This is a genomic window from Peribacillus sp. RS7, assembly GCF_041956845.1.
In the GTDB taxonomy this organism is placed as follows: Bacteria; Bacillota; Bacilli; order Bacillales; family DSM-1321; genus Peribacillus.
The window spans coordinates 3911061-3930075 of the sequence record NZ_CP168135.1 but is presented as its reverse complement, the minus strand read 5'-3'; the positions used below and the strand labels follow the sequence as shown (position 1 = coordinate 3930075).

18 protein-coding genes and 5 pseudogenes are annotated in these 19015 nt (G+C 35.9%); 10 read left to right on the top strand and 13 right to left on the bottom strand.

The window, feature by feature from the left end:
- Positions 1-339 precede the first annotated feature (339 nt).
- Both ACDZ29_RS19745 and ACDZ29_RS19740 read left to right on the top strand, forming a co-directional pair.
- Positions 340-1845, top strand: a complete 1506-nt coding sequence (locus tag ACDZ29_RS19745) for a DHA2 family efflux MFS transporter permease subunit (protein WP_375088407.1) — start codon at positions 340-342, stop codon at positions 1843-1845.
- A gap of 302 nt (positions 1846-2147) precedes the next feature.
- Positions 2148-2729, top strand: coding sequence for a YitT family protein (locus ACDZ29_RS19740; RefSeq protein ID WP_375088406.1), 582 nt, complete (start codon positions 2148-2150; stop codon positions 2727-2729).
- Positions 2730-2908: 179 nt separating this feature from the next.
- Here the strand turns inward: ACDZ29_RS19740 and ACDZ29_RS19735 are convergent, their stop codons facing one another.
- Positions 2909-3058 carry a hypothetical protein gene (locus ACDZ29_RS19735; RefSeq protein WP_375088405.1) on the bottom strand — a complete coding sequence of 50 codons (150 nt, stop codon included), beginning with the start codon at positions 3056-3058 and terminating at the stop codon, positions 2909-2911.
- Between ACDZ29_RS19735 and ACDZ29_RS19730 the strand changes: the two genes are divergently transcribed.
- The 4 genes from ACDZ29_RS19730 to ACDZ29_RS19715 all read left to right on the top strand — a co-directional run bounded on the left by ACDZ29_RS19730 (position 3012) and on the right by ACDZ29_RS19715 (position 4799).
- A complete protein-coding gene (locus ACDZ29_RS19730; protein WP_375091235.1) occupies positions 3012-3194 on the top strand; it encodes a hypothetical protein in 183 nt (60 codons plus the stop codon). The two genes, ACDZ29_RS19735 and ACDZ29_RS19730, sit on opposite strands and share 47 nt — an antisense overlap.
- 129 nt (positions 3195-3323) lie before the next feature.
- The gene (locus ACDZ29_RS19725; protein ID WP_375088404.1) at positions 3324-3824 is read left to right on the top strand and encodes a hypothetical protein; all 501 of its coding nucleotides are present in this window, start codon (positions 3324-3326) and stop codon (positions 3822-3824) included.
- On the top strand, positions 3821-4108 hold the full coding sequence (locus ACDZ29_RS19720) for a hypothetical protein (RefSeq protein WP_375088403.1): 288 nt from the start codon (positions 3821-3823) through the stop codon (positions 4106-4108). The genes ACDZ29_RS19725 and ACDZ29_RS19720 overlap by 4 nt, the downstream gene beginning before the upstream one ends.
- 292 nt (positions 4109-4400) lie before the next feature.
- Positions 4401-4799: a DoxX family protein gene (locus ACDZ29_RS19715; protein ID WP_370014480.1), complete on the top strand. Its 399-nt coding sequence runs from the start codon at positions 4401-4403 to the stop codon at positions 4797-4799.
- Between the two features lie 116 nt (positions 4800-4915).
- Here ACDZ29_RS19715 and ACDZ29_RS19710 read toward each other — a convergent pair whose 3' ends face one another.
- From ACDZ29_RS19710 to ACDZ29_RS19700, 3 genes are all read right to left on the bottom strand, one after another.
- Positions 4916-5554, bottom strand: a complete 639-nt coding sequence (locus ACDZ29_RS19710; protein ID WP_375088402.1) for a class D sortase — start codon at positions 5552-5554, stop codon at positions 4916-4918.
- A 1-nt stretch (position 5555) separates the two neighbouring features.
- Positions 5556-6968 (bottom strand): processed acidic surface protein, encoded by a 1413-nt coding sequence (locus ACDZ29_RS19705; RefSeq protein ID WP_289324480.1) that lies wholly within the window; start codon positions 6966-6968, stop codon positions 5556-5558.
- A 307-nt stretch (positions 6969-7275) separates the two neighbouring features.
- The gene (locus tag ACDZ29_RS19700; RefSeq protein WP_375088401.1) at positions 7276-8244 is read right to left on the bottom strand and encodes a sulfite oxidase; all 969 of its coding nucleotides are present in this window, start codon (positions 8242-8244) and stop codon (positions 7276-7278) included.
- Between the two features lie 304 nt (positions 8245-8548).
- Here ACDZ29_RS19700 and ACDZ29_RS19695 point away from each other — a divergent pair, with 304 nt between their 5' ends.
- On the top strand, positions 8549-9019 hold the full coding sequence (locus ACDZ29_RS19695; protein WP_289324478.1) for a hypothetical protein: 471 nt from the start codon (positions 8549-8551) through the stop codon (positions 9017-9019).
- A gap of 221 nt (positions 9020-9240) precedes the next feature.
- Positions 9241-9705: a hypothetical protein gene (locus tag ACDZ29_RS19690; RefSeq protein WP_289324477.1), complete on the top strand. Its 465-nt coding sequence runs from the start codon at positions 9241-9243 to the stop codon at positions 9703-9705.
- Positions 9706-10315: 610 nt separating this feature from the next.
- On the opposite strand, the gene ACDZ29_RS19685 is transcribed toward ACDZ29_RS19690, so the two are convergent.
- Positions 10316-10630: an MTH1187 family thiamine-binding protein gene (locus ACDZ29_RS19685; protein ID WP_375088400.1), complete on the bottom strand. Its 315-nt coding sequence runs from the start codon at positions 10628-10630 to the stop codon at positions 10316-10318.
- A 529-nt stretch (positions 10631-11159) separates the two neighbouring features.
- Positions 11160-11390, bottom strand: coding sequence for a hypothetical protein (locus ACDZ29_RS19680; protein ID WP_289324475.1), 231 nt, complete (start codon positions 11388-11390; stop codon positions 11160-11162).
- A 608-nt stretch (positions 11391-11998) separates the two neighbouring features.
- Between ACDZ29_RS19680 and ACDZ29_RS19675 the strand changes: the two genes are divergently transcribed.
- Positions 11999-12316 carry a hypothetical protein gene (locus ACDZ29_RS19675; protein WP_289324474.1) on the top strand — a complete coding sequence of 106 codons (318 nt, stop codon included), beginning with the start codon at positions 11999-12001 and terminating at the stop codon, positions 12314-12316.
- A 538-nt stretch (positions 12317-12854) separates the two neighbouring features.
- On the opposite strand, the gene ACDZ29_RS19670 is transcribed toward ACDZ29_RS19675, so the two are convergent.
- The 6 genes and pseudogenes from ACDZ29_RS19670 to ACDZ29_RS19645 all read right to left on the bottom strand — a co-directional run bounded on the left by ACDZ29_RS19670 (position 12855) and on the right by ACDZ29_RS19645 (position 16980).
- Positions 12855-14192 carry a YjiH family protein gene (locus ACDZ29_RS19670; protein ID WP_375088399.1) on the bottom strand — a complete coding sequence of 446 codons (1338 nt, stop codon included), beginning with the start codon at positions 14190-14192 and terminating at the stop codon, positions 12855-12857.
- Between the two features lie 100 nt (positions 14193-14292).
- Positions 14293-14519: pseudogene (locus ACDZ29_RS19665) on the bottom strand (urocanate hydratase); the annotation flags it as partial.
- 517 nt (positions 14520-15036) lie between these two features.
- Positions 15037-15245 (bottom strand): annotated as a pseudogene (locus ACDZ29_RS19660) (phage major capsid protein); the annotation flags it as partial.
- A gap of 221 nt (positions 15246-15466) precedes the next feature.
- On the bottom strand, positions 15467-16060 hold the full coding sequence (locus ACDZ29_RS19655) for a YdeI family protein (RefSeq protein WP_375088397.1): 594 nt from the start codon (positions 16058-16060) through the stop codon (positions 15467-15469).
- A gap of 186 nt (positions 16061-16246) precedes the next feature.
- Positions 16247-16347: pseudogene (locus ACDZ29_RS19650) on the bottom strand (GrpB family protein); the annotation flags it as partial.
- Positions 16348-16608: 261 nt separating this feature from the next.
- Positions 16609-16980 (bottom strand): annotated as a pseudogene (locus ACDZ29_RS19645) (iron chaperone).
- Between the two features lie 736 nt (positions 16981-17716).
- On the opposite strand from ACDZ29_RS19645, the gene ACDZ29_RS19640 reads away from it, so the two are divergent.
- Positions 17717-18523 (top strand): GIY-YIG nuclease family protein, encoded by an 807-nt coding sequence (locus ACDZ29_RS19640; RefSeq protein ID WP_375088396.1) that lies wholly within the window; start codon positions 17717-17719, stop codon positions 18521-18523.
- Between the two features lie 295 nt (positions 18524-18818).
- Here ACDZ29_RS19640 and ACDZ29_RS19635 read toward each other — a convergent pair.
- A pseudogene (locus ACDZ29_RS19635) lies at positions 18819-18956 on the bottom strand (IS5/IS1182 family transposase); the annotation flags it as partial.
- Positions 18957-19015: the final 59 nt, after the last annotated feature.

The following is a 19015-nucleotide window of genomic DNA, read 5'->3' as shown; positions in this document are numbered from 1 at the left end:
TTGAAATAATTCTTTTGATTCGTTTTCCATGACTTTGGCCGAATTGAACGGACTTTTAAATGAGCTTTCGAACCGTTACTGCAGCGAAATAAAAATCGTATCACTCCTCTGATTTATCACCTTTATTTCCTGATATTTTCTTAACAACATCCAAAAGAATTCACCTTTAAATATTGTCCCTGTGAGTTGTGAAAAAAAAGAAAAAACACCTTCAAAAGCCGTAATAGAGGTTATACACCTTAAGATGGTGTATATTATTGGAAAAGATAGGTTGTTTTACTTGAAAATATAGCAGGAAATACAATATGTACTAATTCAACAAAAGGACGTGCCATAATAATGAATCACGATAAAACAGCAATCACTAAAGTTCGTACAGGCCCCATGTTTGCAGTGATGCTGGCTGGTGCTCTGGTCGCTTTCTTAAATCAGACTCTAATCAATATCGCATTGCCACAATTAATGAATCATTTTGAAATATCAGCTGCAACAGCTAATTGGCTTACAACTATCTTTTTACTGGTCAATGGGATTGTCATACCGATTACAGCTTTCTTAATGGAACGATTCAACACAAGGCAATTATATCTTGCTTCGATGGGACTCTTTGCTTTAGGAACTTTTCTATGTGGAGTTGCCCCTAGCTTCTCTGTCTTATTGATCGGACGTGTGGTTCAAGCTGCAGGTGCAGGGATTTTATTCCCTTTGATTACAAATGTAATTTTCACTTTATTCCCTCCTAACAGACGCGGTTTTGCAATGGGTATATTTGGTATCGCCATGAATTTTGCACCAGCCGTGGGACCGACGTTATCAGGATGGATCATACAAAACTATTCCTGGCGGGTACTGTTTTTCATCATTTTCCCATTTGCCCTTCTTGACTTTATATTTGCAATTTTCATCATTAAAAAAGTAGGGAATACTAGCAGACCCAAACTCGATAAAACGGGTGTAATCCTATCCACTATCGGATTTGGCGGAGTTCTATACGGATTTGCTACAGGCGGTACCAAGGGCTGGGGCAGTTTCGAAGTCCTGACCATGTTCCTTGTTGGAGGAATCAGTTTAGCTTTATTTGTCTGGAGGCAATTTACTGTAAAGCATCCTATTCTGGAATTTAGAATTTTTCGTTACCGAATGTTCACATTAACGACAATCATCAACATCATCGCGACTATGGGTATGTTCTCTGGAATGATCATCATGCCAATCTATATGCAGAATATCCGTGGGTTCACCCCGATGGAATCCGGTCTCATGCTATTGCCTGGCGGTATTTTAATGGGAATCATGTCTCCTATCACAGGTAAGCTGTTTGATCGATTTGGTGCGAGATGGCTTGCGGTAAGCGGACTTGCCATCACTATTATTACAACCTATCTTTTAACACGGCTTGAAACAGATACGTCTTATTCTTATGTGGTGTGGGTATATACCATTAGAATGTTCGGCATGTCGATACTGATGATGCCTATCTTCACAGCTGGATTAAATGAATTGGCACTTAGCCTGAATAAATATGGAACAGCCATGGTCAATACGTTGAGAATGGTGGCAGGTGCCGTTGGCATGGCATTCTTTGTGTCTATCATGACAAATCAGGGAACGAAACATGTACAGGAAATTTTAACTCAAAGAAACATATCACCAGAAAATACATCTCAAATGACCATGGCCATTAAACAAGGAAGCGTAATGGGAGTAGATGATGCATTCATGATAGCTACATGGTTAACCATAGTTGCGTTCATACTGGCCTTTTTCATACGGCGAACTTCACCACAAGAAGATACCATCACAAATCGTCTATCAAAAAAAATCAGCTTGAATAAGCAAAGTTAAACCTAACCTAGTTTCCAAGGTTAAATACATCCTCTTATTTACGGACTTGCCCCATTAAGACATATAATTACTGAATAAGGGACACCTTTTTATGAGTGTCTCTTATTTTTGCCCTGATTACATGGTCTCAAGGAGACGGCCTTTATTTTAATCCTGCTGAACTCAGCAAAATTTCAGAAAATCATCTGAAAAACAAAGCCAACAATATACAAATAGCAATCGTAATTTCCAGTCAGCTAAGTATATATTTAAATTCCTCTCATATATTTTAAGATAATGATTCGGACAAGGGGAATATTTTTATGAAAAAGTTTGTTACTCTGCTTTTTTCAAGTTTTTGCATTGGAATTGGTCTTAACCTTTTTATAATCCCCATTCATATAATAAATGGCGGGATATTTGGAATAAGTTTGTTAATCAAATATGTTTGGGGTATCCAGGTTGGGCATACCATGATCATGATCAACATTCCCATATACCTTCTATCTCTTCTATACGATAAGTCTTATTTCTTTAATGCCATATTGGGGTTAGCTTTTACTTCAACCATTATTGATTTGCTAACACCACTAAACGGTTTGGTTCATCTACCGATCATTACGAGTGCCATTATCGGTGGAATGACGATTGGGATTGGTGTTGGCTTTATGCTGAGACAACATATTAGCCCCGGTGGAGTGGATTTGCTAGCACTATTAATCTCAAAATCCACAGCAACTAATCCTGGAATAGTTATTTTCATTATTGATACACTAATAGTAATTGCGGGAATTATTATATTGAACGACTTAAAGTTAATGTATTCCATCCTCACGATTTCCTGTGTCGGGATATGCGTCATTTTAATCAATTCTTTTAAGTCAATAAATTTTTTTATAAGATAAAGCCATGCCTACAGGGCTGCAACAGGTCAAATACAGTGTTCGCAATGTTACACTATTCATTTCTGCCAACACTTCAGGGATAAAAGCAGCAAAGCTAATCATGCAACATTCTTAAAATCACATCAAAAAGGCAGTGGTTAAATTATCCACTGCCTTTTACAAAAAAGAAAACTCCAAAATTACCTGCAAGCGGTGGACTTTTGGACTTTCCCTGATGTAATTAAAAACCTGTGAGTAAAGTATTCTATTACACCAAGTAATAATCCTACAATAATTGCTCCTATGAAAGTGATGGAAGCATTCCATAAAAGATTAGAAAGAAAATACACAATCAAAACGGTAGCTACAAAATCCGCTCCAACACTTATCCATAAAGTTCCGTTTTTTTATATGAAATATTCCATACCAACCCCGACAATCGCAAGTAAAAGACCTATAATAATTGGTTGCCAAAGAGATGAATAATTTATACCTTCATAGAAAAACCGGTGTAATTGCTTTACTTCATGTTTACTGTTTTATGCAACCCTCACTAGATTGAAGAAATTTGCGACACTATTACCGAATAACTGGAGACCCTTGCTGCGAGGAGGCTTGGGGCAGACAGTCGCACTTTTACTCGTGAATTCAGCATATTTACTCGTGTATTCGTGCTGCAACCGTGATTTCGCACGTTTACTCGTGATTTCGTGCCGTTTACTCGTAAGTTTGGGCTATTTACTCGTGTATTCGTGCTGCACCCATGATTTCGCACGTTTACTCGTGATTTCGCGCCGTTTACCCGTGAATTTTGCTGTTTTACTCGTGAGTTTGAGCTATTTACTCGTGTATTCGTGCTGTACCCATGATTTCGCACGTTTACTCGTGATTTCGCGCCGTTTACTCGTGAATTTTGCTGTTTTACTCGTGAGTTTGAGCTATTTACTCGTGAGTTTGAGCTATTTACTCGTGAATTCAGCATATTTACTCGTGTATTCGTGCTGCAACCGTGATTTCGCACGTTTACTCGTGATTTCGTGCGGTTTACTCGTAAGTTTGGGCTATTTACTCGTGAATTCGTGCTGCACCCATGATTTCGCGCACGTTAACTCGTGACTTTTGCTGTTTTACTCGTAAGTTTGGGCTATTTACTCGTGTATTCGTGCTGCACCCATGATTTCGCACGTTTACTCGTGAGTTTGAGCTATTTACTCGTGAGTTTGAGCTATTTACTCGTGAATTCGTGCTGTACCCATGATTTCGCACGTTTACTCGTTATCTCGTGCAGTTTACTCGTGATTTTTGCTGTTTTACTCGTAAGTTTGGGCTATTTACTCGTGTATTCGTGCTGTACCCATGATTTCGCACGTTTACTCGTGATTTCGCGCGTTTACTCGTGAATTTTGCTGTTTTACCCGTGAGTTTTGCTATTTTACTCGTGAGTTTGAGCTATTTACTCGTGAATTCATGCTGCACCCATGATTTCGCACGTTTCTGAAATCAACTGAAACGTTTTTAATGAAAAAAAACTTCAGGCAAACTCGTTTTTCTTCGAGTTAGCCTACAGTCAAGCGATTCTTAAAGAATCGCGTCACGATTGTTGAAGTTCAATTATTTTTTTATAGACTGCATTAATAAAAGGGAAGTGGAATATGATTAACATGTCAATCTCAGGGAGGGAATGAATAATAAATGAAAAAAATAAATATTATATACTGGATTTTCACAGGGCTTTTGGCGGCATTAATGGTTTTAGGTTCCATTCCGGATATAATGTCTGTTCCCGATGCAGTCGCTTTATTTAATCATTTAGGTTATCCTACCTACCTTCTACCCTTTCTTGGTATTGCCAAATTATTAGGTGTCGTGGCGATACTTATTCCTGGTTTTCCGAGAATTAAGGAATGGGCCTATGCCGGTTTTGTATTTGATTTGACTGGTGCTATGTATTCAAGCATATCAGTGGGCGACCCTGCCAGTGAATGGCTTCTATTCATTATTGGATATATTTTGATTGCCGGCTCTTATATTTTCCATCACAAAAAAGTAAAATCCGCTTCATTAAGTAATAAGAATAGCGTAACAGTATAATAAATTGGCAACCTCCTACACATTTAAGGAGAATTGGATACTAAAAGAGTCCCAATAAGATTTACATTATTGGGACTCTTGCTTATCTTTCAGACCATTAGGTGTTATTAAAAATCTTAACTTCCTGTTTTTGAAGATAAATAAGCGACAAGTATATAGCGTTCAGGTGCTGATCCGATAAAATCAAAGGGATAGCAGGTACTGACGGTAAGCGTTGCTCGTGGTTTTGGTACGATTACGGTTCGATCATCCTCATCCACAATTCGAACTTTGTTGACTTTGTATGTGAACTCTCCTGCAGATGTTCTTACAATCAACAAATCTCCCTCGCCTACTTGCCCGAGTTTACGGAATACCGTATCTCTATGACCGGAAAGAACGGAATTGTCATTTTCACCTGGTAGCACACTTTCTGCAAAGTGACCAACGCCTTTCTCCAATTCATCCTCATTTGTTCCATGAAAAATAGGTAGTTTCGCTTTTAATTTTGGGATATAGAGTTCCCCAATTTCTTCACCTGTTTTAGGCCGGACAGGATAAAGCTCCTTCGTTGTTGCTTTCTTACTTGGTGGTTTCTGCACTGTTTCTGTTTCTGTTTCTGCTTCTTTTACTTGGCTACTTGGAGCGTGAGTCTTGTAAAGAAAGTATCCTTTTGCAAACTGATACATATTAGTTGTGGAGAACCAAACCCCAAATAAAATGATAACAATAGAACAAGCAAGCAGAAGCAACCGCTTTTTTTTAAATTGTTTCATATTAAGCTTTCCTGATTTTTCGATACATCAAACTTCCGAACAAGACAATGAACAGTCCTAAAAGGGCATTAGGGATATAATCGGAAGCGGTGTTTGGAAGTTTAGCCCCTTTTACCGTTTGATGTTCCGAATTCTTATGAGTGCTGATGATCTTTTGTTTAACTGGTTTAGCAACTGGTGCCTTTTCAATCGTCTTTGTCACTTCTTTAGCAGATTCCTTTATTTGTTGGCCTGCATTAGTAACAGTGTTAGAATCGACCATATCACCCGTAATTAAAAGATCGGCTAAGAACTTCCCGTCAGTTGTGTATATCGCTATTTTCAGGTTAGCACCCTTCAACTCTTCCAATTTCATTAAATCCAAAAGGGATACAGGTGATTCCGTGCCACTTTTCACAAGGGAATAGGATACTTTTAGCTTAAAGATAGAAAGTAATTCTTCATAGATAGATGCCATTTCAGCTATCTGCTCAGCTGTAAGCTCCGTTGCTACTTCAAATTCCTCAAAAGCCATCATGCGGTTGCCCAATTCTTCAAGTCGCTCGACTGTTGCCGGATCGGAAAGATGCTCTTCCAAAGACATTAAATGGTCTTCAAGTCGCAATAGTTCCTCTTCCGTAAGACCGAGTTCTTCTTCGAAAATAGGAAGCAGATCCTCGACAACTTCACCTTCCAACTCCCCACCAGTAAGGGTCCAAACAGTTTCTTCAAGATTATCTATGTAAATATAATCGTTAATATCTTCACCATTTTCTTCTAACATTTGAAGCAGGGATTGTTTATCCAGTCCATAAGCCTCATTAAAATAATCTAAGTTGCTTAGGTCTGCCTTTATGACGTCACCTAAGAATTCGCTAAGCTCTTCGACAGACTCAAATTCTTCCGTGCTAAAATCATATAAGTCTAATGACGCTTCAATGTCTTCTTTTGTTACTTCGAAACCTCTTTCCTTGCTAACCCTGGCTAAATATTTGACTAATTCCTGGTCAAAGTTTGGATCGCGTTCAAAATCTCCCTCTTCTGCATAGAAATATACAGCTTCATCAAGGTTCCAGATAAAGATATAATCGTCAAGTTCTTCGCCATTTTCGTGTAATAGTTTAATTAGGCCTTCATGGGTTAGGTTATTATCCTCATAAATGGCATCTAAATTACTTAAATCCGCTTTAATAACTTCGCCTAAAGCATCTTTAAGATCATCAATAGATTGAAAGTTTTCAATACCCTCATCGTAATAAGAAAGAGAATTTTCAATATCATCCTTCGTCACTTCAAAGCCCCTTACATGGCTTACCTCTTTTAAATACTTTGTAAGTTCTTGCTCAAAATTTTTGCTTTGTGCTGCCAATGTTAATTGTGGGAATAAGCTAATTAACATCGTAATTGAAAGTAAAATGGTCAACAGTTTTTTCATACTTTTCTCCTATTCATAACATTTCTATGTTTCTAGAAAATTATAAAGGAATAACCATAACTTAACAACGAGGTTATTTTTCCCAAAAGGAGAAAAATGATATTTTTCTTACTTTGCCAACAAAATTTTAATAAGTATTTACCTCAAAACAAACTGCTTAAAAATTACGGGAGATGGATTAATTCTCTTATTGAGTTAAACAGCTAATAGTTTGCCAACATTTTTCAATCAGATAACAATAACCCACATGATTCAAGAACGGCGTTAGTTAAAAGGTTAGACAGATTTCTTTAAAATGAATTTCTATTTATTCTACCTTAACCTGAATTTTATCAATCGCATTATACCCATAACCCTTTTCATTCCAAAAAGGTAATAAAGGTTGAATTTGACCAAATAAATCTGTTGCTCTAGATATTATCGTATATTCACCTTTTTCTAATATATTCCATTCAAATGACCAAGTAACCCATCCATAACCTACATTCTTACCAGGTGAAATATCGGCGTTTCTCCATGTATTTCCACCATCAATACTTATTTCCAGCTTTGTAATAACTCCTTTTCCTGTCCATGCAATCCCTTTTATTGAATGCTTACCAGTATTTAAAATTTCCATATCCAGCGGTTTTTGTATAGTCGAATTTATATTTATCGTAGTGACTGGAAATGCATCTAGGTCATTGTCTTTATTTGGATAATACATGTAATCAATTGTTTGAAAAGGGCCAGTGAAATTAGAATTAATAACACTTATTTGTTTTATCCATTTAACGGATGCCATTGCATACCACTGCGGAACTATTAACCTCAATGGATAACCATGTTTAAAAGGAATTGGCTGGTTATTATACTCATATGCAATAATGGTATCCGGGTGCAGTGCTTTCTCGATAGGCAAACTCCTAGTGTAGGTGTAAACCTCATCTAGATCGGTTCTGCTTCCATAATCATAACCCTCCACGACAACTTCTTTTGCCCCTTCTCCAATTCCAGATAGTTCAAGTAAGGTCCGTAAGGGTACACCCCTCCATATGCCTTGGCTAATTGCTCCCTTTCCCCATTGTTCTCCAAATATTTTAGGTTCGAAGAGATTACGCTTGTCTCCCGAACATTCAAGGACAACTTCCACCGTTTTTGAGGGGTATTGAAGAATGTCTTGTATAGACAGAAGTAATGGAGCTGAAACTTGCCCAGTTATGGGGAGCCAATAGTTTGAATAGGAAAGAGTCGGATATGAAAAGTGGTTCCTTCTATAAAATAATTGATTTTCCATACTATCATTATTGATGAATTGAATGGGTGTCTCCTGATTTTCCGGTAGCAAACTACGTGTCGTTAAATAGGGTTTCACTTTATGATGTTTTGTCATAATTCCCTCCTAATTAGATTGAATCATAATAGATGTATACGTTCAGTAGAGTCCAATTAGGTTAATTGATTAAAATTCCTTTATTCGTAATTATTTATTGGGAGCTTCGATTATCTGAAGACCTTCTCCTACTATCTTGATAAAGATGGCTTTTCATTGAACCCTAACCTATAATTAGTCTGATAATCTACTACATAAGGAGACAACAATGTATATCTGGAATATTAATAAACTCGTCATGGCTTTACAGGAAGGAACAATAACTGATCAACAAAGGAAAAGGTACCGGATAACTTTTTGGGTACTAGTTGCTCTTACAGTGTTTTCACTGCCTGGAGTTTATAATCCTTCATCTATGAATACGTATGATGTTATTGATCTTATTTTGACTACAATTATCAATGTGATTGCACTCTATCTGTTAATCATTATTTATAAAAATAGAAGTAGAAAAGATTTAGATTTTTTCTTACCCCTTTTTAGCTTAACGATTCCACTATTTTTAAGGAGCATTTTATGGTCAATACCTTTATTTATCATAGGTTATACATATATTGAACTTTTCGCACCTTATCATTCCCTGGATGAAACTAATTTGATCGATATTATTATGTTTGCGATAGTCGAAATTGTCATGAACATAATGTTTGTTCATTACTTTAAAAAGATTTATAACTAGGAAGCACCTTTTTTGGTGCTTTTTAATTTTGACTCAATCATACATCCTCCTCACAGCTCAAGATCCAATCCCATTAATTCTTCATTATCTTTTAATTATTCTTTTCAAATATTTAAACGAGAATCAGAAATAAAAAATATTTTTGCTCCTTAGCAGGTTCTTTGTACTAATCTCTTTTTCTCCTAATAAACTTAATAAAAAAACTATTTAGGAGGGGTCCAATGTTTAATAAATCTACGAATAGAAATCTGAATAGTAATACTCCAACTATTTGTAAAATAAATGACGTCACTTACCAAAAGTACCATCTATATAAGAAATCATATGAGCGGGAAGTATTGGTCATAAAAGATTACGGTGAAGACCGTGGTGTTACCAATAAAAGTATTGTGTTATTCGAAGCAGTTAAAGACCAATTTGACCGTTTTAAAATTGCAAAAATTGTTAAAGAAATTAATGACGACAATATTTTGGTCGATAGCGACCTCATCCTTATAGACAAAAAAGGAAATGAGCTACACCTATCTGGTTGTAGTTGCGGGTATGCTGGAACTGGTTCACATGGGACAGTTGAAATTTTGAATATGGCTGGATTCGAGATAGATAGAAGGTTTGTGATTTGCTCAAAAGGATTCACTCTTTTTCATCCAAATGAAGAAAAAGAACTTTATGGCGAACGTTTATAATTTTCAGTGAATATAGAATAAATACTGGAACCACTTTTCAAACAATTGTCCTTTATAGATTCTTATCTACACTACTGTTCTTTTTCATCTTTTTTTGAGCCTCATTTGTCATTATCACTACCTATTCTCATAGCATGAAATATATACGCTTGGGCACGGCAGGATGCGAACAACAGCAGGTGCCTAAGGAACTCGAAGAAAAAAAAATGAGGATGGATATTCAAAATACATGGGTTATGCCAATAAAAATACGAAATAGCATGCATGTGGGCAGCCTGTTGGTTCCCTTTCATTATATAAAAAGCCTTGGTAACTGAGACACTCAGTAATACCAAGGCTTTAAAGCTATTAATACATGGACATTTATTGTTCGCGTTACCATGGGTAACCTGTGTCCGGAACATACTTCATAGCATAATCAGCCCCCAATTGACTGTCAAGTCCACAAGTCTCGAATTCCATGTCTCTTAAGGATTCCCATGGTTCCCACAGTCCCCCTAGTCAAAAAATCAGCTCTCATAATGGACTAACTATCCTATGAAGTATTATTCTATCTAATGCTCAGTTCTCCTGTTTTTTAACCATTTACTGGAGACCCTTATAGAAGCTGTTATTCCTCAAGCATGCCCTTCACTCGATTTACTTTGTCTTCCATCTTGCGTTCTTTATCACGACGGTCATCGATTCGGATATTCGTACAAACTCTAGCAAGACCTTTTTCAAAAGGTACTTCGTGCATCGCTTGGATCACTTCAAACAATTTAGGCAGGTCGCCTTCAATGATTGTATTCATTGGTGTCAGTTGAAAACGAATTTCTCCCTTTTTTTCATATTCCTTTAATACTCTTTGAATATCTGCCACATAGCTGCTAACACTTGGAGTTTGTGTACCAACTGGAATAACCGTTACATCAACTATTGCCATTCTTATTCACCAATCCTTTTTATGTATTTCACTCAAGAAGCTTACTGTCATCTATCCTAGACGGATGTTTTTTACTAGTATAACTCAAACTTGGCACATACGTAATTAAATATAAGCTTTGAGCTAGTTACCACTTTATTGTTTCATAAATACATCTTTCGCATTAATTTTTCCTTACAAGTAGTGAATACTGCTACTCCACATGTGCTGTGTGTATGTGGCAATACATGAGATGTCGGAATTTTTTTTTGAGAAGCAGTTTATTTTACAGAATCATTCGGTACAATATCCACATTGCACATAAATTCAGATTGGCTGATCGTGCATCCGATCCAATTGATACATGTTGTTGATTGGCAATTACTTAAATTGAATTTTCTTTGAGGTTTCTTTGTTTAATTTTAAATCAAACATGAATTCAGATTCCTTATTTCTGCTTTTTATCGAATTTGGAAATTTCCCTATCTCACCTTCTACTCGAAATTTTTTGGACTTTGCAACAGGCAAGGTCTATATTTATTCCTAACATCTAGTCCATTGTTATTAATTCAATTGCATTTTTTAGAACTTTCGGTGCCTTTTTAATTCCTTCTGTTCCAATAAAACTGCTCACACTCGCTATTAATACGCTTGAAGAAATATATTTGACTACATAAAAAATTCCTGATCCAATAATTAGATCTAGGATTAAAAATTTTTTAATTGTTGAGCCTTTTATTATATAAATAACGATTTGATTGTTTTTTTCCCTACTCAGCATTGTCACACCCTTATCTTTTTCTAAATGGTATGACAAAGAGAGGTTGTCATATACTTTGTTATTGCCAATCTATTATGGGGTAATACAATCCAACTCCTCTGATTATTCCACACCAATCCGAAGAGCTTACGAAACAAGGGATATAGTTAATTTTTCCGATTACAAAAAAACCTTTATTGTCTGTGGAAATGCTTTCCTTGGACTAATACAACCATTGCAAATGCAATCGACCGAGTTTCACTTAACGTAGAACTTCAAGAAGAAGGTCAAGGAGTTAAATAAAAACGCTTTGCCTGATTTACTGGTTGTTTCGTCAAAGATGGTATGAGAAGTTTACTTTACTAATTGATGTTGTTCACGAATCAACGAGAAAGGCTATTAGGGGAGACTTTCCACAACTACCGCAGTAATTATCCTTTTTCAAATACATGGCATCCTTTTTACTTTTATCCGCAAAGCTTACTAACCTGCTTCAACCGCTCTTCGAATATCTTTGACCCCTACTTACGTACGATAAGTTACCATCATACAATAGAAGTGTTTTTCAACTTACTCACCTACATTTACGGTATAATAGACCCATGATATTTTATAGGAGGTGTTAAAACATGGTTAAACTTAAAAAAATTACCGAAGTATTAATTGAGGTAAGAGAATCTGCTTTAACAATAGATTCAAAAGAATCTTGGAAAAAGATCACCAAAAAATACGATATGATTATAGTTGGTGAAAAATTCAACAAAATCAGCACTATAGAACTAGGACATTCATTAAAATCAACCTATAATTATGAAATCGCCAATGATGAAATTCTTGAATTGGTCCCTAGAGCATGTAAAGAACTTGGAATGAAAACAGAGGAAATGAGATTATTAAAAGAAAAAGACCCCAGAAAAATAGATGCATATTCTATTGATTTATTTTAATAGTTACTAGTAGTCTCTGTTGTTATTGGGTTAGAAATCAGAAAATTCAGTTATCAGTGAGGGTGATTTTCCTTTTAGTTTCATGTTTTTTAACAGTTCGATAACCTTTAAATCCTCACATTCCGTTTTTGTGAGGGTTTTTTAGTTAGCCGTTTTCTCCTAACTCCTTTCAATTTGTTTCCCCGTTCTCCATATGCATGAATATTTGAAAAAGCCATTCCAGTTTTATTATGTGACGTATATGGGTGAAGAATTAATACTAGATCAGAAATTTAAAAGATGCGCGAAAATAGTACTGATCCGAAATGGTTTCTTCATGTATGTGATTAGTAAATAAAGCACACTTTTTAAGCGTGCTTCATTCATTTGACTTTCCGCCAGTATGAGCAGTTTTTTTCGTGGTGATGCCATGTATATCCTACAGGTTGATTTCCCTTTCGAGTAAAAACTATCTTTTACTGGTCGACCTTATAATACAATTGCATATGTTCGACTTGTGATCGAATAAGTTCCCATATATTTATTTCGTTGATTTTTACTAAAGCAGCAATATTGCGATAGGTGCAGTAATAATTAGCGTGATGAGCGTCCGTTCAAACCAGATTACAACCAACTTCGTAATGCTGATTGGGATTTCAGTTGATAGGATACAAGGTATCGTCGCTGAAAAGAACAATATGGATGATACAGATACCACGGCAATAATGAACTTAGTTACTAGGGGTGCTTTAACTACAAGAAGCGCCGGCAGGAACATTTCTGCAATTCCTATAGCTGAAGCTTTTGCAGCCAAAAATGGTTCAGGTATTTGTAATGCCCAGGTAAATGGGTAAAAAAGATAGGCAAGTAAATTAAATAGCGGAGTATACTCCGCTAATACAAGGCTGATGAGACCAACGGATAAAATGGACGGTAGAATGCTCATTGTCATAAGAAAACCGTCCTTTAAGTTTTCCCATAAATTCCTGCCAAGACTTACGGAATTGTTTGCTCCTATCATCGCACTGTTCCAGGCATTTCGGAAAAGTCCTTCTTTGATTACTTCTTCTGGATCCGCATTATCCGAATAATAATCGTCGCTCATTTTATTTAATGGCCAAATACGTACGGTAATAGCAGTGACAAGATACGTTATCCCTAAAGAAACCCAAAAGAAAAGGGACCATAAGTCCATAAGCCCAAGAGTTTTTGCTACAACGATCATGAACGTTGCTGAAACGGTTGAAAAACCGGTTGCAATAATAGCAGCTTCTTTAAGGGTGTATTTACCTTCTTTATATAGTCGATTCGTAATAAGCATACCAATCGAGTAGCTTCCAGCTAAATCAGCAACCATATCAACCGCTGAGCGCCCTGGCGTTTTAAATATCGGCCTCATGATTGGCTGCATCAGTACACCCAAAAATTCGAGAAGCCCGTATCCAATGAGTAGCGCCAAAAATATAGCACCAAAGGGAACGACAAGTCCAACAGGTATGACAAGTTTTTCGAAAAGGAAAGGACCCATACTTGGGACCATTAACCATTCAGGTCCAATCTTGAAATATATTAAGATCGCAACAACAGCGCCTATTACTTTTAAGAAAGAAAAAACTATTGATACCTTATCTTTTCTCCAGCTTTTTGAAATGAATGGATAAACAGCTCCTAATAGAATGACAATTAGAGCATAAACAGGAACGGCTGACGGCAAGGTTACTTTGATCCATGTTACTATATGATCAATTGGTATGCTTGAAACATCATTTATGGTAATAGGAATAAAAAACATAAAACTTCCTATTAAACTATATATAATAAACTTCAATATATTCGTAGTTGATTGAATTTGCGGCTTCTCTTGTTTCGTATTTGTCGCCACATTTGGTGATCCCATAATTATTCCCCCTATTATATAATTCATGCTGGGTAAATTCTTGACGCTCAAACGGGCAAAGCCACGTTGATTGCCGTTTCTTCGATCATACCTGATCAGTTCATGTATCAAGCATTGGAATGTTAATTCCTTTTTCACGTTGTTTTAATTTGCCAGCTCATATCCGGCATCAGCGTGACGCACTACAACCCATACGAAACTGTGGTCAATACAAGGTTCAATGCGTGACTCTGCTTCTTTCGTACCGTTTGCCACAATAACCACTCCTGCATGTAAAAGAGTAACCCCGACTCCGCCGCCGTGATGGACTGATACCCATGTAACGCCTTCATCCAAGAACTATTTTATTTTTTGTATTCGCTTTCATTTTATAGACCTCCTCATTATTTAACATTCATTGTATACTGAAAATTCTAATAATATATGTATTGTTTGATGATTATTTTATAATTTATTTACAAAAATTCATCTATTAACGTTCATTTTATAATCTATATTAAATTAGAGCGTAATTTTATTGCAGAATGAGTGGTTTTGGTGCAAAAAACTTAAACTGATGGAAATATGAGATTTTCCCATACTTACCTACTAAATAGGTTTCTTTATACTCAATTAAACGAGATTATAGGACTACAAGAACGATAAGGATATACAACAAAAGTATGATATAACAAAAAAAATCCCTCTCCATTTGGAGAGGGATTTTTTTCATGCTGTAAACAATATAGTGAAAGTAGCTTTACCTGCCTTTTTATCGGCTGTTTTCTTTTTAGCTTTCTGGAATTAATATATAATGCCGGCTCTGTACCTCTTGTACGCCATCCCCATTTGTCCCACATTTTAGATCCTTCAATAAACCAATAGGCATACCTGATCCAGTACCAGTAACGTATCTGCGTTCAAGACCAACTGACCATTTCCTCTTTAATCATCGTGCGGACATACCGTTCACCCCACACAGGACCAACTTTTAGCATCTCATTAGATAGTGGAATAAATGCCGTTAATTTAAGTTAGCTGATTTTTTTTACGGAACGTAACATTTAATTGCCCAGCCCCCGTTAGTTCAGCAAAAAGCCAAAGGGTACACTTTTGTGTGCAGTATTTTTCTTTTCTTAGCTGGTAATGCGTAAGCCTGGTACACGTATTTTGCTTATACTCTACGGATCAAATTATATGATTGAGTGTTACCTGCGATTCAAAAAGGAGTTCGAATGAACGCAAATTGTGGTAATTTCTTAAAGTTTGATTAATTTATTTTCTCATCGAATAAATTAATCATTTAATCCCTTTCCATTGAGAATTTGCTGCATATATTTTTCAACCCTTGACACTCGAGTTTTGGATTGTTTGGGTGCAGAAAAATAAAGAATGTATGCTCTTTGCCGTCCCGGCGTTAATGCTTCAAAAGCAGTTTTCAAGGCAGGGATTTCATCGAATTTAATTTGAAATTCTTCAGGAATTATGAATTCTGCATTCTTTTTAAAATTAACTTCCAAACCAGATTTTTCAACTTCAATGGCTTCATAAATATACGCTTTCAAGATGGTTTCCATTTCAACTATTTCTTGAACATTGGTGAACCGAATCTGGCGCGCCGCCTGTACATTCTCCGTTTGTTGTATTAGAATCCCATGGGCATCCTGTAACAAAGATCCTTTGGGAAACAGAAGCGCACAATATTCTTTAAATCCATGTATTAATACAATGTTTTTTTTCTCAAACGTGTAACAAGGATGCATCCACTTAAATTCTTCGGTCAGCTCACAGTCAAGAATGATCTTTCTCAATTTCTCAAATTCTTCCTGCCACTTTTTAGCTTTACTTAAATATTCATCAACCTTAGGATTCATTCTACTATTTGTCATCAAGGAACACCCCACTTCAATTTTTCGATCGGTTGTCAGACAAGAATGATCATTCTCAATTTCTCCAATGCCTTTATAACGGGAGATTAATTGATGTCATATCAAGCGGACCAGCCTTGGAAAGTTACAGAGAGCTAATGTCGCTAATCTGCCCGATAGTTGAATAAGAAAATAGATCGCCCCGCAATAATTTCGAAATGCTATATGTTTAGCTAATTCGTCACTATCTTATCACACACATATAAATGGTGTTCAATCCGGTTTGTATAACTACCATCCCTCGGAACTAATTTGTATTAGGGTTCGGGATGAGCGAATTCATCCACTCCTTAAATTCCCTTCGTTCAGCCATTTACCGTTGACAAATTCCACGTTTTTCTTTCTGCTGCAGCACATTTGACTTTTGCCGAACGAAAATAAAATAGGGTAGCGATCGCCCACCCTTAATAACCCGACTCCCGATACATTTCATTTGCTTTGGGAACGGTTTTAAAATCAAATCCTAAAATTAAAGCAATCAAAAAAGTGGTTGCTTTTAAGCTCATAATTTATTTCCGCCAAAAAGTTGAACAGTCTGCCTTATCGAAAATATTAAACTCAATCATTTTTTCAAGTAATGAGTAATCAACCGGACTATCTCACTTGATACGTACCAACTGTTTGGTGTGATCATAGCCAGCCTGCACAATTTCATCAGAAAAATGATCAATCCCTGTCTTTTCAGGGGCAACAGCCAAATGATGTTTGGCTACGCTAAAGCCAATAATATATGTGTCATGATCGGTAAACATAGGCTGATTCCACGCAATTTTCGGCTTTAAATTTGGAAATTTCTTAGATACCCAAGCCAAAACTTCTTCCGTTCGGTCCCGATGTTGCTTGTTATCAATATGCGCTAAAAATTCCGCAAAAACTTCCATGGTGTTCCCTCCTAAAATAAAAATTATGTCGTTCAGAGAAATTCCCTTTTTAAACTTCTACAAATAATACACAAACTCCTTCTTCCATAAAACTGCCACGTTAGTGTAAGTACAATTCTTCACAATTTGCAATTAATATACCATATATTCCCTAAATGGATTTTTATTATTCGCAGTTTGGTGGCGTTTGTCCCTAGCCGCATGGGTCCATTAATTCCATATTTATTATCATTGAGAAATATTTGTACAATAAATCCCGTCAACATCTGCTATTAATGTACAGAGAGAAAATTATGTACGCGCAATCAAGTAGACAAAAACACAAGGTATACAAGCATATGGATGTACTTTTAAATAATGTACATGAACGATTATGGAGATACCTTCAACTCAGGTATAAAATCAATATCCCCGAAGGGTTGCTCTGTTTTGTGCAATTGCAAAGGAGAAATAAACAAAGTTATCAACTCAATATAATCTTTTAGCGCACTAATATTAAATATTCTCTTAGGTATGTAATGTAGTGTGCCAATCAGGAAAAATTAAAGTAGCTATACAGTAATTCGAAATAAAAACCTCTATCCTGAAAGGTCCTATAAAAAAAGATAATGCATTCTTTCTCCATTGAAGAAGATGACTAAGCTCCAACAAATTTGTTGGGGTATTTTAAGTTCATTCTAATTGTTTGTTATACTTATCAACGGAAAGACATTACATAAATTAAAGGTGGAAGGTTATGTTTGACGTATTAGAACCAATTCTTGTTACGAGCGGGCTTGCAGGCATGTTTGAATTAAAACTAAGGGATGACCATACTTCTGAACCTACTCCCTGGGTAGCATACCGCGTAAAGACAAACATCTACAAAATTAGATCATTTGAGTTATGGAACACCGCTGCCAATAATTTTTTTAGAATATACCATGCACCTGATATAAATGAAAGCCTAAAAACAATGCTTAAATCACTACCGGGATTTAAGAAAAATACAACCTTATTTGTTGATTACATAACAGATGATTACCTTCAATTAACAACAAAAATTGCGGAAATTTTGGCCTCCGAAGAAATAATAAAAGAAAGTAAAGCAACCAGTAGACATGCTCGTACATCAAAGTTTGAAGGATTAGATTTACCGGATGTAGATACAGCCTTGGAAGAGGTACTAGGACAAACCTACACTTGGAAAGAGGTCATAGCCATTTGGGAAGATAATTCAGAAGAAAACAAATTAAAACAAGTTTTGGGTCAAAATGGAGTTTATATTCAAAGATCTGGAGATGGCAAAAGCCGATACATTGGAAGTGCTTATGGAACAGGTGGCATTATTGGTAGATGGATGGCTCATTTGGAGTTTCTTGGCAATGCTCACCATCTTAATTTATATGTTTTAGAAAATGGATATGATTCTATTCTCTTTTCCGTGATTGAGTTTTTAGAAGGAACGGATTCTGAAATTATACAGAAAGAGTCCTTATGGAAAAGGACTCTTGGAACAGTCAATAAAGGTCCATATAATCGTATTCAGTTAAACAAAAATTAAAGAAATTAGCCCTTGTATTCTCAAAAGCATCGTCATGCTGTTTTTTTGTTATTATAGCTTTGGAATAAAGTTTGATTATTTAAATAATCCTTACTCAGCTAACGACCTGTTAGTTGAATAAGGAAATAAATGAGATATATTAAATGACTTTAATGTAATTTCTCGTTATTATTCATCTAATAAAATCCAATCTTTAAAATAGACGTCATCTTTTAAGTTCAAATAGTATTTTAAAAATCTTACAAACTCTTGAGTATCTACTTCTTTATTTTGATAATGGTCATAATAATTTCATATCTTTCACCAAATCATAAATGAAAGAGAAGTCAATGGCAGCCTCAATTTTACGAACCAAATGGTTCGCTGGCACCAGTTGATCTAAAGTAATCATTTCAAGTTGATCTCGTTGAATAGAATCATGTTTAGAAAGCATCCTCATCACCTCAAGTTTTAATTCTATTTTAAAACAATAAAGACTTTAGGCAAAAGGGT

What these genes read in the sequence shown, in the direction of transcription:
- ACDZ29_RS19730 (WP_375091235.1), top strand. Translation starts at nt 3,012, where the DNA reads ATGAAAGTGATGGAAGCATTCCATAAAAGATTAGAAAGAAAATACACA.
- ACDZ29_RS19715 (WP_370014480.1), top strand. Translation starts at nt 4,401, where the DNA reads ATGAAAAAAATAAATATTATATACTGGATTTTCACAGGGCTTTTGGCG.
- ACDZ29_RS19680 (WP_289324475.1), bottom strand. Translation starts at nt 11,390, where the DNA reads ATGCTGAGTAGGGAAAAAAACAATCAAATCGTTATTTATATAATAAAA.
- ACDZ29_RS19690 (WP_289324477.1), top strand. Translation starts at nt 9,241, where the DNA reads ATGTTTAATAAATCTACGAATAGAAATCTGAATAGTAATACTCCAACT.
- ACDZ29_RS19640 (WP_375088396.1), top strand. Translation starts at nt 17,717, where the DNA reads ATGTTTGACGTATTAGAACCAATTCTTGTTACGAGCGGGCTTGCAGGC.
- ACDZ29_RS19745 (WP_375088407.1), top strand. Translation starts at nt 340, where the DNA reads ATGAATCACGATAAAACAGCAATCACTAAAGTTCGTACAGGCCCCATG.
- ACDZ29_RS19695 (WP_289324478.1), top strand. Translation starts at nt 8,549, where the DNA reads ATGTATATCTGGAATATTAATAAACTCGTCATGGCTTTACAGGAAGGA.
- ACDZ29_RS19710 (WP_375088402.1), bottom strand. Translation starts at nt 5,554, where the DNA reads ATGAAACAATTTAAAAAAAAGCGGTTGCTTCTGCTTGCTTGTTCTATT.
- ACDZ29_RS19685 (WP_375088400.1), bottom strand. Translation starts at nt 10,630, where the DNA reads ATGGCAATAGTTGATGTAACGGTTATTCCAGTTGGTACACAAACTCCA.
- ACDZ29_RS19675 (WP_289324474.1), top strand. Translation starts at nt 11,999, where the DNA reads ATGGTTAAACTTAAAAAAATTACCGAAGTATTAATTGAGGTAAGAGAA.
- ACDZ29_RS19655 (WP_375088397.1), bottom strand. Translation starts at nt 16,060, where the DNA reads ATGACAAATAGTAGAATGAATCCTAAGGTTGATGAATATTTAAGTAAA.
- ACDZ29_RS19705 (WP_289324480.1), bottom strand. Translation starts at nt 6,968, where the DNA reads ATGAAAAAACTGTTGACCATTTTACTTTCAATTACGATGTTAATTAGC.
- ACDZ29_RS19670 (WP_375088399.1), bottom strand. Translation starts at nt 14,192, where the DNA reads ATGGGATCACCAAATGTGGCGACAAATACGAAACAAGAGAAGCCGCAA.
- ACDZ29_RS19740 (WP_375088406.1), top strand. Translation starts at nt 2,148, where the DNA reads ATGAAAAAGTTTGTTACTCTGCTTTTTTCAAGTTTTTGCATTGGAATT.
- ACDZ29_RS19700 (WP_375088401.1), bottom strand. Translation starts at nt 8,244, where the DNA reads ATGGAAAATCAATTATTTTATAGAAGGAACCACTTTTCATATCCGACT.